We start from the raw sequence: 14697 nt of genomic DNA on the forward strand, positions 1-14697 counted from the left end.
CTGTTCCATGACCACATCGGGGTTAAAGTGAGCCGCTGATATCTGAAACAAATATACTAATATAATTAGTTTTGCCAACTATATTGGCTGAATAATAATGCTTCTAAGTTAGCTTTGGTGCATGTTTATGGCTTGGATATGAACATGTTACTTTGAACTGTAAAGTCTGCCCGGCTCTGAGCGGCTAGTAGCGCCAGCAGTTGGCAGGTCTCAGCTACCGACGAAGCAATGCGGGGCACTGATTAAAACAAAAAACCCTCTCAGCGCAGCGCTAAGAGGGTTTTAGTGGTAATGATTGGAATCGAACCAACGACACCAGCATTTTCAGTGCTGTGCTCTACCAACTGAGCTACATTACCAGCTCCGGGTGCTCCGCAGGCCATTGTAGCCGTTGGAGAGCACAAAAGTAGTAAACCATTTTCATCCCGCAAGCCGTAACGTAAAAAAATGTTCTGGTCGAAAACTATCGGAAGCAAAACAGGTAATTTGTTATGCATAACGACTATATTTCGGCTCCAACCTCAAACCTACCCTTTCCCGTGCATTTCTCCTTTCAAAACATCATCTTCCTGCTGGTGGCGGTGGCGGGCTTCGGCCTGTTTGCCTGGCAAGCGCAGAAGATCCGGGCCAATATCCTCGTCGGGCGCGACCGGGACATGAGCGGCAACGTGAACGAACGACTCTGGAAGACACTGCTGGTGGCTTTCGGGCAGCAGAAGATGTTCAAGCGCCTTACGCCGGCCTTCCTGCACCTGATTGTCTATGTCGGCTTCATTGTCATCAACATTGAAGTCATTGAAATCCTGATTGACGGCATCTTTGGGACACACCGGGTGCTCGGGTTCATGGGGCCGCTGTACTCGGCGCTAACGGGCACCAATGAGGTGCTGGGCGCGCTGGTGGTATTGGCAGTGGCGGCCTTCTGGTGGCGTCGCAACGGCAGTGTCGTACGCCGGTTTACGGGCCCCGAGATGCGCGCTTGGCCTCGGATGGATGCCAACGTAATCCTCTACATCGAAGTAATTCTGATGGTGGCGCTGTTCACGATGAACGCCGCCGATCTGAAGCTGCACCAGCTGGAAGGCAAGGCCCTTCCCGGAGCATTCCCAATCAGCAGCCTGCTCACAGGCCTGTTTCCGGATAGTGTTACTGCGCTGCATGTGCTAGAGCGTGTGGGCTGGTGGGCGCACATTGTAGGTATTCTGCTGTTCCTGAACTACCTGCCCAGCTCCAAGCACTTCCACATCATCATGGCCTTCCCGAACGTGTACTTCTCGCGGCTGATGCCGCAGGGGAAGTTCTCGAACGTGGACAGCATCACGCACGAGGTGAAAGCCATGATGGACCCCACGTACCAAGTCCCTACGCCGCCAGTTTCGGAAGGAGCGGAGGCGGCGCCCACGTCCTTCGGAGCCAAAGACGTGAACGACTTGGCCTGGACCAATCTGCTGAATGCGTACTCCTGCACCGAGTGTGGCCGTTGCACCTCGGTGTGCCCCGCTAACCTGACCGGCAAGCTGCTCTCGCCGCGCAAAATCATCATGGATACGCGCGACCGGATGGAGGAGAAGTACAACTCGCCGCTGATTTTCAACCCCAACCTCTACGGCAAGGAAGCCAAGCACGACCCGCAGGAACAGCTCGACAAGGAGAACCACACGCTGCTGCGCGGCTACGTGACCCCCGAGGAACTGTGGGCTTGCACCACTTGCAATGCTTGTGTGGAAGCCTGCCCCGTGAATATCAACCCGCTGGAAAGCATCATTGAGATGCGCCGTTTCTTGGTGCTGGAAGAGTCGGCTGCGCCAAACTCGCTGAACGTGATGTTCTCGAATATCGAAAATAATGGTGCGCCGTGGGCTTTCTCGCCGTCGGACCGCTTCAACTGGGCCGATGAGCTGTACGTGACCGATAAGGCCGGAGCAACTGCTTAAGAAGCACATCAGGCAGCACAAAATAGGCAGTGCATCACTGCGCTGCCAATACATCAGATAATCAAACAGGCTCTGCGTTTTCGCTCTGCCTGATGACATAAAAAACGACCTTATAATGGCTGAGCAAACTGCCAAACGTCAAGTATCTGTTCCGATGATGGCCGACCTAGCCGCTCGGGGCGAAACGCCGGAAATTCTGTTCTGGGTGGGCTGTGCCGGCGCCTTTGATGACCGGTACAAGCGCGTAACCCGTGCTTTTGTGCGCATTCTGGAGCACGTAGGTGTGAACTACGCCGTGTTGGGCATGGAAGAAAGCTGCACCGGCGACCCGGCTAAGCGTGCTGGCAACGAGTTCCTGTTTCAGATGCAGGCCATGCAGAACATTACCACGCTCAATGGCTACGGCATCAAGAAGGTGGTAACGGCATGTCCGCACTGTTTCAACACCATCAAGAACGAATATCCGGCGCTGGGTGGCGAGTACGAGGTGATTCACCACAGCACTTTCCTGCAGCAACTCATCAACGAAGGCAAGGTGAAGGCGGAAGGCGGCGAGTCGTTCAAAGGACGCCGCATCACCTTCCACGATTCTTGCTACCTGGGCCGTGCCAACAACATCTACGAAGCGCCCCGCGCCGTGCTGGAGGTGCTGGACGCCGACTTGCTGGAGATGAAGCGCTGCAAAACAAACGGCCTCTGCTGCGGCGCTGGTGGTGCCCAGATGTGGAAAGAGCCCGAGCCCGGCAAGAAAGACATCAACGTGGAGCGCGCCGAGGAAGCCCTGGCCACCCTCGACGGCGACGCCGACGTGCTGCTAAATCTGCAGGGCGTAGAAAGCACCGCGCCAGTTCTGCCAGCCGGCTCCAACCGGGGCGGTAGCGTTATTGCTGTGGCCTGTCCGTTCTGCATGACCATGATGGCCGACGGCGTGAAAAACAAGGAGCGTGAATCGGACGTGCAGGTATTTGACCTAGCCGAACTCATTGCCTCGGCAGAAGGCCTGAACGCTTAGAATCCGTTTAACCCTGCTGGAAACGTGAAATACCAAACAGCCCTGCCGGAACTTCCGGCAGGGCTGTTTCTTTTGTAAATAATTAGCGCCCCAAAGGCTTGCGCCACCGGGGTGGCACGCTCTAACCTGCTCACGATGTACGTTCCTTTCGACCAATTACCTGCCTCTGCCCGCGTCTGGATTTATCAGGCCAGCCGCCCGCTCACAGAGGCAGAAGAAGCCCGTATCCAGCCCCTGTTAAGTCGTTTTGCGGAGGAGTGGACCAGCCATGGCCGCACCCTGCAGGCTTCAGCAGAAGTGTTGCACCATCAGTTTCTGGTGGTCGGGCTCGATGAAGCGGTAGCTGACGCAAGCGGCTGCTCCATTGATGCTTCCGTACGGTTTGTGCGGGAGTTAGAGCAACTGCTGGACATATCGTTGTTGGAGAAATCCCAGTTGGCCTTTCTAGTAGATGAACAGGTGCGCTTACTGGACCGGCGCCAGTTGAAAGAGGCGGTGGAAGCTGGCCAGCTAACCTCAACCACACCTTATTTTGATGCTACTGTTTCTCGAAAAGATACCCTGAAAAGCGCATTTCCAGCCCCTGCGGGCACAACTTGGCTCTCTCGGTACTTCGGCTAGAAATGGGAAAAATTTCGCTTTACGGCTATAATCCTGCTCAAACTTAGTATTATTAGGCCCAGGTTGGCCCAATTGAAGGCCGGCTCGTCTTCAACTCCACCCTTCACCACCTATGAAGAAACTACTACTGGTTTGCGCCGCAGCCGGTTCCACCGCCCTGCTGAGCGGCTGCGCAACCTCCGGCGGCATGAGTAAAGCAGACAAACGCTTTGCTCGTGGCGAGTACGAAACCGCCATTGAGCTGTACAAAGCCGATGTCGCAAAAGGCAAGGATGTAGCCACGGCAAACTACCGTTTGGCAGAGGCCTACCGCCTTTCCAACCGCCTTGAGCAATCAGAAAGCTATTACAAAGCTGCTATCGACGGCGGTGTAAAAGCCCCCGATGCCCAGTTCTACTACGGCCAGGCACTGAAGGCTAACGGGAAGTATGACGAAGCTGCGCAACAGTTTGATGCCTACACCCAGGCAAATGCTGGCCGCGCCCTCGCTCCCCGCGCCGAAATGGAATCGAAAAACGCCAAGATGGCTAACACCATCGTGGCAATGCGCACCAACAACGAGGTGATGCCTCTTGATCAGGTGAACACCCCATCCGCTGAATTTGGCTCTTCCTTAATTCCGGACACCAAGGAGCTCGTATTTGCTTCCGGCCGCGAAGGCAAGAAGTTTCTGGGCAACGGCGAAAATTTCAATGATCTGTACGCCGTTAAGTTTGACGATGCCGATAAGATGACCGGCGGCACCGTGCGTAAGCTGGAGCCCATTTTCAACACGGAAGACAAGCACGAAGCCAGCGCCACCTATACCCCGGATGGCAAAACGATGGTATTCGCACGCTCCAACGATGGCTCGAAGAAAGGCCTGCTGAGCGTTGACCTGTGGATTTCGTACTTCAAGAATGGCGCCTGGAGTGAGCCGGTACTGGCCAACATCAACGACCGTACTGCTGATGACTTCGCTCCGGCTTTCGCTCCCGATGGCCAGACGCTGTATTTCGCTTCCAGCCGCAAAGGCGGGCTGGGCGGCAACGACATCTACAAAGCTACCCTAGGCCCGAACGGCCGCTTCTCGCCCGCCGAAAACCTGGGTGACCAGATAAACACCCCCGGCAACGAAAATTTCCCGGCGGTGTCTCCCGACGGCACGATGTATTTCTCGTCGGATGGGCAGCCTGGTCTGGGCAAGCTCGACATCTTCATGGTAGATAAGGGCAAGGTGACCAACCTTGGAGCCCCTATCAATAGCTCCGGCGACGACTTCGCCCCCTATTTCACGACGAAGGATGTTGGTGTCTTCTCCTCCAACCGCGCAGGCGGCAAAGGCTCGGACGACCTCTACATGTTCCGCAAGAAGGCGCTCAAGCTGGTTACGTTCTACGCTGATGGTACAGTAGTAACGCGCAACGACAAAACCGGCGTAACGGCTCCGGCTAGCAACGAAGAAGTGGCCCTGTTCGGCCGCGACGGCCAGAAGCTGCAGACCGTAACAACTGATGCAGAAGGCAAATTCAGCATCAAGCTGGACTCGGCGGCCGCCAACTACTCGCTGGTAGCTGACCGCCCCGGTTTCTTCACGGCCCGTGCGCCATTGAGCACGGTAGGCCGCAAACCTTCGCAGGACCAACTGCCCAACGAAATGAACGACGTTCGTCTGCCGGTAGCTCTGACCCTGACCGAAATCGTGAAAAACAAGGCTATTCGCGTCGAGAACATCTTCTACGATTACGACAAGGCTGATATCCGCCCGGATGCTGCTGCCGAGCTGGACAAGCTGGTAGAAACGCTGAACGACAACCCGAAAATCACTATCGAGCTTAGCTCGCATACTGACTCTCGTGGTAAGGATGCCTACAACCAGACTCTGTCGCAGAAACGTGCACAGTCGGCTGTAGACTACATCATTTCGAAAGGCATTGACAAGTCGCGCATCACGGCCAAAGGCTATGGCGAGACCCGTCCGGAAATCAAGAATGCCAAAACGGAAGAGCAGTATCAGCGCAACCGTCGCACGGAATTCAAGGTGACCAAGATTGCTGAGTAAGCATTGCTGAAAAGCTGAGCACAAAAAAGCCCCTGCGTTTCTGAAACGCAGGGGCTTTTTTGTGCTCGAAACCAACGCAAATAACCTCGTCAGACAGGTTGTAAGTAGTAATTTTTGGGGTGCGGAAAGGCCGCCAAGTATTGACTTCATGAACTGGCACAATCCTTGGCTTAGCAGGAATACGGACGCAACCGAACTGCTTCCGACTAGACTTGCTACTACGATGAAAAAGGCGCTACTCTTCTGTCTGACTATGGTTTTGGTTGCGGCAGCTCGCCTGCAAGCTGCTCCAGCTAATGTCAATTTCGCTTCTGAGCGTGGGGTGCCGTTCGACCTGCGTTTTGATGGTCGCCCACTCACGCGTGGTGGTGCCCGCCAAGTACACATCGACCGGATTGCGGCCGGCACCCACATGGCCGAGTTTCTGATTCCGACGGCTAATGGCCGGGCTATCAGCTACCGCACCCGAGTATTTCTCGACCCTGGCTTGGAAACTAGCTTTGTGCTTCTGACCCGCCCTGGTCGCGCACCGGAGTTGCGCAAAGTAGCAGCTGTTCCTTTGCGTGGGGGCTACTATGGTAATGGGCCTGGCGGCTACCCAAACGGCGGCCCGGTTTATGGAAATGGCGGCTATGGTAGCCAGCCTCCTATCAATCAGCCGGGTGGTTATGGCAACGGGGGATATACTACTGGCAACCAAGATAACGAAGGCTATTACCCTGGCGGTGGCGTGAGCTATAACCGCCTGATGGCTCCTCAGGATGTCGATGCACTCCGTGCGGCCGTGCAACGCCAATCGTTCGATAAGGACAAATTGCCTCTGCTGCAGCAGGCCTTGAACGAAACCACCATCCAGGCGGATGACTTGGCTCTGCTGATGAAAGAGTTGAGTTTTGAGTCGTCGAAAATGGAGTTGGCCAAGTTTGGAGCCGGGCGTGTGGCTGACCGCCAGAATTTGTACCGTTTGAATGAAGGCTTTACGTTTTCGGCTACTGCCCGCGAATTCCAGGAATATCTGGCTCAGCAGCAACGGTAAAGAACTAGATACATGCACACAAAAAAGGCGGCCCCACACAGGTGGGGCCGCCTTTTTCATGTGGAAGACGATACTAGACTAGCGTAGGCGGTCCATGCTACGCACCAACTGCTCGTCGCGGCGGATAAAGCGGTTCGCCAGCAGATTTAGCATCAGCGCCAGCGTGGGCAGGTAGAAGCCGGCCTGGTAGGAACCCAGCATCTTCACGTTAAGCGCCTGCTCGCCCAGGGTGGAGAAGTAGAACCCGGCCCCGATGGTGCACAAAATCAGCAGCAGGTTGAGCATGCCCAGTTTAAGCTGCAGAAACCGGTTGCGGAACTGGAAAATCTCAAACAGTGCCACTGCAGCTGAAGCACCGGCGAAAAGAGCAATCAACCATACATTGCCGGGAGGCGTGAGGCCCACCCCAGGCTTATTATAGCTAAAGCCCAAGGCCGTCATGGTCAGTTCCTGGCCGGTAGTAGGGTCGGCTTTTTGCCAGAGGGGCAGAAACAGCACGGCCAGCATGCACAAGGCCAACAGTAGCAGGAACACGCTTTGGATTCTTTGTATCATCTTTGTGTTTTGTCAGTTTAGGCCGTCGGTATTGCCGCCGGGCCGGCAAAAGTAGCCAACAACGACTGGAATAACTGCATCCGAACTTACCAATGCCTACCGCTTACATAGTTGACGCCGTCCGGACTCCAATTGCCCGTTTCGCAGGAGCCCTGAGCAGCGTCCGTCCCGACGACCTGGCCGCCCACATTCTGCGCGAGCTGCTGCGTCGCAACCCTTCCCTCGATAAAGCCGCGGTAGAAGACGTAATTATTGGCGCCGCCAACCAGGCCGGCGAAGACAACCGCAATGTGGCCCGCATGGCGGCGCTACTGGCCGGCCTGCCCATCACGGTGCCGGGCTGCACCGTGAACCGCCTGTGCGCGTCCGGCCTGCAGAGCATCACCGATGCCTCGCGCGCCATCATGGCTGGCGAGGGCGACGTATACCTGGCTGGCGGGGCCGAAAGCATGACCCGCGCCCCGTTTGTGATGGCCAAGTCGGAAACCGCCTTCGGGCGCGAGCTGACGGCCCACGACACCACCCTAGGCTGGCGCTTCACCAACCCCAAGCTCAGCAAGATGCACCACCCGTTTGCCATGGGCGAAACGGCGGAGAACGTGGCGCGCAAGTACGGCATCACGCGCACCGAGCAGGACGAGTTTGCCTTCAACTCGCAGCGCAAATACCACCGGGCCGCCGAGAAAGGGCGCTTCCGCAAGGAAATTGCGCCGGTATTCGTGGCCAACCCCAAGGGAGCTGCCGCGCTGTTTGATACCGACGAGCCGCCGCGCCTGAGCACTATGGAAAAGCTGGCTTCTATCCGACCAGCCTTCCAGCCCGTTGATGGCACCGTCACAGCCGGCAACTCGGCCGGCATCAACGATGGGGCTGCGGGCGTGCTGGTGGTGAGCGAGGTGGCCCTCAAGCGCTTCAACCTCAAGCCTATGGCCCGCGTGGTGGCGTCGGCGGTGGCGGGTGTCGATCCGGCCTACATGGGCCTGGGGCCGGTGCCGGCTACTCAAAAAGCGCTGCAGCGCGCCGGCCTGACCTTGCAGGATATTGGGCTGATTGAGCTGAACGAGGCGTTTGCCGCGCAAAGCATTGCCTGCGTCCGTGACCTGGACCTGAACATGGACATTGTGAACGTGAACGGCGGCTCCATTGCCATCGGGCACCCGCTGGGCGCGGCCGGCTCGCGCATCACGGCCACGCTGCTGCACGAAATGCAGCGCCGCGAAAACGTGCGTTATGGCCTCGTGACCATGTGCGTAGGAGTAGGGCAGGGCGCTTCCGTGATTTACGAGCGGATGTAGATTGGTTGGCTGATTGGTAGTTGTTGATTGCTGGTTGTCAATCGCTAGGACCTGGTTTTGGCTTTTGGTGAATACTTTGCAACCAGTAATTATCAATTACCAATCAACTATTAACCCAATGGCCGCCCCCCGCCTCAAGCCTATGCTTCCTCTGCCTCAGCCGGGCGCTTGCCTGCGGCCCTGGCAGCCGGCCGATGCCCCGGCCCTGGCCAGCTACGCCAACGACCGGAGCATCTGGCAGAACCTGCGCGATACGTTTCCGCATCCCTATACCACCCACGACGCCGAGTACTTCCTGGCCGCCGTGGCCGACAACCAGCGCGACCTGCACCTGGCGTTTGCCGTTGATGGCGTGGCCGTGGGCAGCATTGGCGTGCACTTCAAGAGCGACGTGCGCCGCCGTTCGGCTGAAATCGGCTATTGGCTGGCGCGGCCATATTGGGGGCGGGGGCTGGCTACGGCCGCCGTGCAGGCCGTGGCGGCCTACGTGCTGGCGAACTTCGACGTCTGCCGGCTGTATGCTGTGGTATTTGAGCCCAACTCCGCCTCGGCGCGGGTGCTGGAAAAGGCCGGTTTCGTGCTGGAAGCCACAATGCGCAAAAGCGTGGTGAAAGACGGCCAGATGCTAGACTCCCGCCTCTACGCGCTGGTGGTGTAAACTGTAGCATTGGCATTAGCCTGTGCCGTGGACCTCGCCCCAACCCCTCACCAAAAGAGAGGGGCTCTGGCTCTAAAAAACAAAAGACAGAGCTAACATCCATTTCCGGTTTCCCCTCTCTTTGGGAGAGGATGCTAGTGGGGGAGGCCCCCGTCATCCCTTCATCACCTCATCCCTTCATCACCCAAAACAGTGCGCTACTTCCTTCATCTGGCCTACGACGGCACCCGCTACCACGGCTGGCAGGTGCAGCCCAACACGCTCACGGTGCAGCAGGAGCTGGACCGCTGCTTGTCGCAGGTGCTGCGGCAGCCGGTGTTCTGCCTGGGCAGCGGCCGCACCGATACCGGCGTGCACGCCAGCCACCAAGTAGCGCACTTCGAGGCCGAGCTGCCGGAAACGCTGGATATCAAAACGCTGCTCTACCGCCTCAACCGCGCCCTGCCGCCCGACATTGCCGCCTACGCGCTGCACCCCGTGCTGCCGCAGGCCCACGCCCGCTTCTCGGCCGATGCCCGCACCTACGAATACTATGTGCGCCAGGTGCCTGACCCTTTCAGCGTGGGGCGGGCCCTCTACTTGGACTTGGCTCCTGATGTAGCCGCCATGAACGAAGCCGCCGCCCATCTGCTCGGCTCGCGCGACTTCACGGCGTTTTCCAAAGTGAAGGGCGGCGAGAACCACTATGTGTGCGTGGTGTATGAGGCCGGCTGGCACCAGATGCCCGGCGGGCTGGTGTTCCGCATCCGGGCCAACCGCTTTGTGCGGGGTATGGTGCGGTTGGTGGTGGGCACGCTATTGAGCGTGGGCAGGGGCAAAATCACGCCTGCGCAGTTTCAGCAGATTCTGTGGGCCCAGAGCCGCGTAGATGCCAGCGGCGCCGCTCCGGCCCAGGGCCTCTACCTCAGCCGCGTAGAATACATGCCCGACGTGGTGCCCGCCGAACTGGTGCCGCCCGGTTTGCCGTACTTTGTGGGCCGATAAAGACCACGGCCCCTCTGTCATCCTGAGTGCAGCGAAGGACCTTGCCACGTTGGAGTTACTACCACACGGATTCATTCTAGTGTGGCAAGGTCCTTCGCTGCACTCAGGATGACAGGCGGCCCTGCAACTTCCCGCCGCCGGCCCCGGTTACTACGTTTCATTCCACCCGCTATTTTGGATCCAACTACCGCTACCCCCGCCAAATCTGGCAACATCTTCGACTGGCAGGTGCTGCGCCGGCTGATGGTGTATGTGCGGCCCTATCGGCGCATCTTCTACTTGCTGGTGTTCCTGACTGTGGCCACGGCCGTATTGGGCACGCTGCGGCCCTTTCTCATTCAGCAAATGGTTGATGTGACCATTGAGCAGAACGACTGGGTGGGCCTTAACCGGGGCTTCGGCATTCTGTTGGTGCTGCTGGTGGCGCATGCCTTCGTGAGCTACCTCCAAACTTACTTTGGCGGCTGGCTGGGCCAATACATCGTGCGCGACATTCGGGTGGACCTGTACAAGCACATCCTCAACCTGCGCCTCAAGTTCTTCGACCGCACGCCCATTGGCGTGCTCGTCACGCGCAACATCTCCGACGTTGAGACGCTGTCTGACGTGTTCAGCGAGGGGCTGGCGGCCATGATAGGCGACATTCTGCAGATCGTGTTCATCATGGCCTTCATGTTCTACATCGACTGGCGCCTGACCCTGGTGAGCCTCTCCGTGATTCCGCCGCTGCTGTTCAGCACTTACGTGTTCAAGGAGAAGGTGAAACGCTCGTTTCAGGAGGTGCGCACGGCTGTAGCCAGCCTCAACGCCTTCGTGCAGGAGCACCTGACGGGCATGAACGTGGTGCAGATCTTCAACAACGAGCAGCGCGAATACCGCAAGTTTCAAGCCCTTAACCAGGAGCATACCCGCGCCAATATCCGCTCGGTATTGTACTACAGCATCTACTTTCCGGTGGCCGAGGTGCTGGCGGCAGTAGGAGTGGGGCTGCTGGTGTGGTACGCCGCGCAGGGCCAGATCGAAGGCACTATTTCCAAGGGCGCGCTCATCGCCTTCATCATGTACAACGCCCTGTTCTTCAGGCCTATTCGTCAGATTGCTGACCGGTTCAATACGCTGCAGCTGGGCTTGGTGAGCACCGAGCGCCTGCTCAAGCTCCTCGACAGCCAAGAGTTTGTGCCCAACAACGGCACGCTGGCCCCGGCCACGCTACGCGGCGAAGTGGAGTTCGAGAACGTCTGGTTTGCTTACAATGACGAGGAGTGGGTGCTGCGCGACATCAGCTTCCGGGTAGAGCCCGGCCAGACCGTGGCCTTCGTGGGCGCTACCGGCGCCGGCAAAACCAGCATCATCAACCTGCTCAGCCGCTTCTACGACATCAACAAGGGTCATATCCGCATCGACGGCCACGACCTGCCCCTCTACGACCTGAGCGTGCTGCGCCGCCATATCGGCGTGGTTTTGCAGGATGTGTTCCTGTTCGCGGGCACTATCCGCGACAACATCACGCTGGGCCACGAGGACATCACTGACGCCCAGATCTGGGAAGCCGCCGACCTGGTGGGTGCCCGCCGCTTCATCGAGCGGCTGCCCGGCGCCCTGAGCTACCCCGTGATGGAGCGTGGCGCTACGCTTTCCGTAGGCCAGCGCCAGCTCATCAGCTTCGTGCGGGCCATGGTGTATCAGCCGGCCATCATCATCCTAGATGAAGCTACCTCGTCCGTCGACTCCGAAACAGAGGAGCTGATTCAGGAGGCCATCGAGAAGCTGATGCAGGGCCGCACCGCCCTCGTCATTGCCCACCGCCTGAGCACCATCCAAAAAGCCGACCGCATCATCGTGCTCGACCGGGGCGAAATCAAGGAATCGGGCCGCCACGAGGAGCTGCTCCGCCAGGATGGCTATTATCGCCAGCTCTACCAGATGCAGTACAAAGACGTGCTGGCCGGCTGACACAGGCCAAAGTCTGCCACCTAGTTTGTGCCCGATACCGCCGCCGACCGGTATTTTTGCGCGGCGTTGCGGCGCTTACATCTCTCTCTCTTCCTTCGTGCTGATTTATGAACCGAATTTTCCTGCTGCTTTCCCTGCTGCTGATTGTGGCCGCCGGCGTGGCCTACTATTTCCTGGGCGGCTTCAAAAAGGCTGACGTTACGCTGGAAACTACGGCTCAGCCTATCTTTCTGGCCGGCCGCTACTTCGAAGGCCCGGCCAATAGCGAGCAGTTCGGCGACCTGACCCGTGAGGCCTACGAAATCCGGACTTCCGGCAAGCTGCGCGGCACCTTCGGCAACATCTTCTACAACGACCCCGCCAAGGCCAGCGAAACAGCCAAGGTGTTCGTGGGCCTGGTAGTGGAGGATACTGTGTCGCAGCAGTTGCCGAAAGGCTACCGTTACCGGGCCTTTGGCGCCGGCCAGCGCGTGCTGCATGCCCGTATCATTGCCAGCTACCTTGTAGCGCCAGACAAGCTCTACACCGGCGTTAAGGCAGCGGCCAAGGAGCAGGGGCTGACGTTGCAGAACGTATACCTGGAGAAGTTTCCTGCTACCGGCCCGGTAGAAGTGTGGGCCGCAGTGAAATAATCCATACCGACCTGTTTTTCAGAAAAGAGCCCGACTGGAAACTCCTTCCAGTCGGGCTCTTTTCTGAAAAACAGGTCGGTATTTACAGCGAGTAGCCGCGGCCCAGGTAGAACGAAGCCCCCAGGCGCAGGTCGCGCAGCCGGAAGCCCATATCGAAGGCCGATGAAGTTGGCTTTTCGCCAGTATAGTCATCGCCACTATAGCTGAGGCGCTGATAGGAAAGTCCCCGCAGGCCTACTTCCAGCGCAAAAAAGTGTGTGGGAAAATACACGAAGCCCGGACTCAACTGGCCATAGAAGCCGGAGTTTTTGGCGTCGGAATTTCCAAAATAAACGGGCGGCTTATCCTTGTAGGTGGCTGCTGAGTACCCGGCGCCCGCGTGGCCGTAGAAAGCTGCTTTATCGCCAATAAATTGGTAGTAGCGAACAAATGGCCCCAGTTGCATCCAGCGGGTGGTGTTTTCGCCATACAGCACGGTGGCAGTGGGCTGCCCGGGGCCCGGGTTGATAACCACCGGAATAATAGCCGGGTAGTTGCGCGTCTCCTGCTGCCAGTTCATTTGCACGCCCACCACCAAGTTGTTGGCCACAAAATAGCCAGCTGTCGGGCTGACCGTAATCTGGCGCAGCCGGTCCTCGTACGCCGGCAGGAAACCGGTAGCAGCCACTTTCGTCAGCTGCTGCCGGTAGCCAAGGCTGCCGCCCAGCAGCACTGTGCCCGCTGAAATCTGCGCCTGCGCGGCGCTGGTCGTTGCCGCTGCCAGCACGCCAAGTAAGTAGTATCTCATGGTGCAGTGCGCTAGTTACGGCCCAGATAGAAGGAAGCCCCGAAGCGCAGATCATTGAGGCCAAAGCCGAAGTCGAGCGCACTGGTTTTCATCTCGGGGGCAAAATCGTGGGCTTCCTCTTTCATCTGCTCGTAGCTCAGGCCGCGCAAGGAAAGCTCCAGCCCGAATTTGGGAGTAGGGAAAAACACGAAGCCGGGGGCCAACTGCCCGTAAAACCCTTTTCGGTCGTGCTGGAAGGAGGGACGGCCGAGGCCCGGCTCCGTGAGCTGGCGGGCACTCCGATAGCCGCCGCCGACCTGCCCGAAAAAAGCTGCCTGGTCGCCGCCAACAAACTTGTAGTAGCGCAGTACCGGCCCGAGGCTGAATTCCTTGGTGTTGTATTCGCCATAGGCAACATACGGGTCAAATGGATCAATGGCATTGTAGATAGGATAGTCTTCGTTGCCATTGACATAGCCCACATTCAGTCCCAACATCAGGTTGTCGGCCAGAAAGTGCCCTGCCCCCAGGTTGCCTTCGAAGCGGCTGATTTTGCTGTCGTAGTTGCCCGACTTGTTGGTGACGCTGGTGTAGCCAATGTTGCCAGTCAGAAGGGTAGTGCCTTTGGCAATCTGGGCCTGCGCCCCCGAGGCTGCAGCAAGGCTGAGTGCCAGGCTGCTAATAAGGATTTTCATGTGAAAAAGGATAAGAGAAGAGGAAATAGGAATGGCAAAGTAACGGGGAATCCTGCGGGCAATTATGGCCGGCTACAAATAAAAAAGCCCACTGAACGTAAGTTCAGCGGGCTTTTGGTAACCTAACATATAAAGTCGGGGTGGCAGGATTCGAACCTGCGGCCTCCTGCTCCCAAAGCAGGCGCGATACCGGGCTACGCTACACCCCGAATTTTCCTGTTGATGCAGTATACTGCACCCATAAATCCAGGCTTTTGGCCGAAAAAAACCTCCGGGTGGGGTTCCCAGAGGCTTTTCGAGCAAGAAACTCTTCAGTCGGAGTGGCAGGATTCGAACCTACGACCTCCAGCACCCCATGCTGGCGCGATACCAGGCTACGCTACACCCCGAGAGAATTGAGACACAAAGGTAAGCGAAGAAGTGAGAGTTTCGCAATAGCTGCCGAAGAAAATTGGGCCTGCAGCGCATATAGCCGGTTTTTAGCGGGTTGCTAACCCGCCAAAGACCAGAAAGGC

13 protein-coding genes and 3 tRNA genes are annotated in these 14697 nt (G+C 57.8%); 10 read left to right on the forward strand and 6 right to left on the reverse strand.

The window, feature by feature from the left end:
- Positions 1–286: 286 nt before the first annotated feature.
- Positions 287–359 (reverse strand) — tRNA-Phe (locus tag IC231_RS00725).
- Between the two features lie 180 nt (positions 360–539).
- Here IC231_RS00725 and IC231_RS00730 point away from each other — a divergent pair.
- The 5 genes from IC231_RS00730 to IC231_RS00750 all read left to right on the forward strand — a co-directional run bounded on the left by IC231_RS00730 (position 540) and on the right by IC231_RS00750 (position 6644).
- Positions 540–1934: a 4Fe-4S dicluster domain-containing protein gene (locus tag IC231_RS00730; protein WP_211538798.1), complete on the forward strand. Its 1395-nt coding sequence runs from the start codon at positions 540–542 to the stop codon at positions 1932–1934.
- Positions 1935–2091: 157 nt separating this feature from the next.
- A complete protein-coding gene (locus IC231_RS00735) occupies positions 2092–2946 on the forward strand; it encodes a (Fe-S)-binding protein (RefSeq protein WP_185890103.1) in 855 nt (284 codons plus the stop codon).
- Between the two features lie 135 nt (positions 2947–3081).
- A complete protein-coding gene (locus IC231_RS00740; RefSeq protein WP_190782718.1) occupies positions 3082–3567 on the forward strand; it encodes a hypothetical protein in 486 nt (161 codons plus the stop codon).
- A gap of 187 nt (positions 3568–3754) precedes the next feature.
- Positions 3755–5608, forward strand: a complete 1854-nt coding sequence (locus tag IC231_RS00745) for an OmpA family protein (RefSeq protein ID WP_211538800.1) — start codon at positions 3755–3757, stop codon at positions 5606–5608.
- A 253-nt stretch (positions 5609–5861) separates the two neighbouring features.
- Positions 5862–6644 (forward strand): DUF4476 domain-containing protein, encoded by a 783-nt coding sequence (locus tag IC231_RS00750; RefSeq protein ID WP_190782720.1) that lies wholly within the window; start codon positions 5862–5864, stop codon positions 6642–6644.
- Positions 6645–6722: 78 nt separating this feature from the next.
- Here the strand turns inward: IC231_RS00750 and IC231_RS00755 are convergent, their stop codons facing one another.
- Positions 6723–7199, reverse strand: a complete 477-nt coding sequence (locus tag IC231_RS00755) for a DUF4293 domain-containing protein (protein WP_190782721.1) — start codon at positions 7197–7199, stop codon at positions 6723–6725.
- A gap of 92 nt (positions 7200–7291) precedes the next feature.
- Here IC231_RS00755 and IC231_RS00760 point away from each other — a divergent pair, with 92 nt between their 5' ends.
- The 5 genes from IC231_RS00760 to IC231_RS00780 all read left to right on the forward strand — a co-directional run bounded on the left by IC231_RS00760 (position 7292) and on the right by IC231_RS00780 (position 12721).
- Positions 7292–8494 carry a thiolase family protein gene (locus IC231_RS00760; RefSeq protein ID WP_190782722.1) on the forward strand — a complete coding sequence of 401 codons (1203 nt, stop codon included), beginning with the start codon at positions 7292–7294 and terminating at the stop codon, positions 8492–8494.
- 142 nt (positions 8495–8636) lie between these two features.
- Entirely contained in the window at positions 8637–9152 is a 516-nt protein-coding gene (locus IC231_RS00765; RefSeq protein WP_190782723.1) for a GNAT family N-acetyltransferase, read from the forward strand.
- Positions 9153–9344: 192 nt separating this feature from the next.
- Complete coding sequence (gene truA, locus IC231_RS00770; protein WP_190782724.1) at positions 9345–10136, forward strand: tRNA pseudouridine(38-40) synthase TruA; 792 nt, start codon at positions 9345–9347, stop codon at positions 10134–10136.
- A 243-nt stretch (positions 10137–10379) separates the two neighbouring features.
- Positions 10380–12089, forward strand: a complete 1710-nt coding sequence (locus IC231_RS00775; RefSeq protein WP_223831336.1) for an ABC transporter ATP-binding protein — start codon at positions 10380–10382, stop codon at positions 12087–12089.
- Positions 12090–12196: 107 nt separating this feature from the next.
- A complete protein-coding gene (locus tag IC231_RS00780) occupies positions 12197–12721 on the forward strand; it encodes a hypothetical protein (RefSeq protein ID WP_190782726.1) in 525 nt (174 codons plus the stop codon).
- 82 nt (positions 12722–12803) lie between these two features.
- Here IC231_RS00780 and IC231_RS00785 read toward each other — a convergent pair whose 3' ends face one another.
- The 4 genes from IC231_RS00785 to IC231_RS00800 form a co-directional block, all read right to left on the reverse strand.
- Complete coding sequence (locus IC231_RS00785; RefSeq protein WP_190782727.1) at positions 12804–13508, reverse strand: hypothetical protein; 705 nt, start codon at positions 13506–13508, stop codon at positions 12804–12806.
- 11 nt (positions 13509–13519) lie between these two features.
- Positions 13520–14182, reverse strand: a complete 663-nt coding sequence (locus IC231_RS00790) for an outer membrane beta-barrel protein (RefSeq protein WP_190782728.1) — start codon at positions 14180–14182, stop codon at positions 13520–13522.
- A gap of 135 nt (positions 14183–14317) precedes the next feature.
- Positions 14318–14391: transfer RNA gene (locus IC231_RS00795), tRNA-Pro, on the reverse strand.
- A 106-nt stretch (positions 14392–14497) separates the two neighbouring features.
- Positions 14498–14571: transfer RNA gene (locus tag IC231_RS00800), tRNA-Pro, on the reverse strand.
- Positions 14572–14697 lie beyond the last annotated feature (126 nt).

The organism is Hymenobacter duratus, from assembly GCF_014698995.1.
Taxonomy (GTDB): Bacteria; Bacteroidota; Bacteroidia; order Cytophagales; family Hymenobacteraceae; genus Hymenobacter; species Hymenobacter duratus.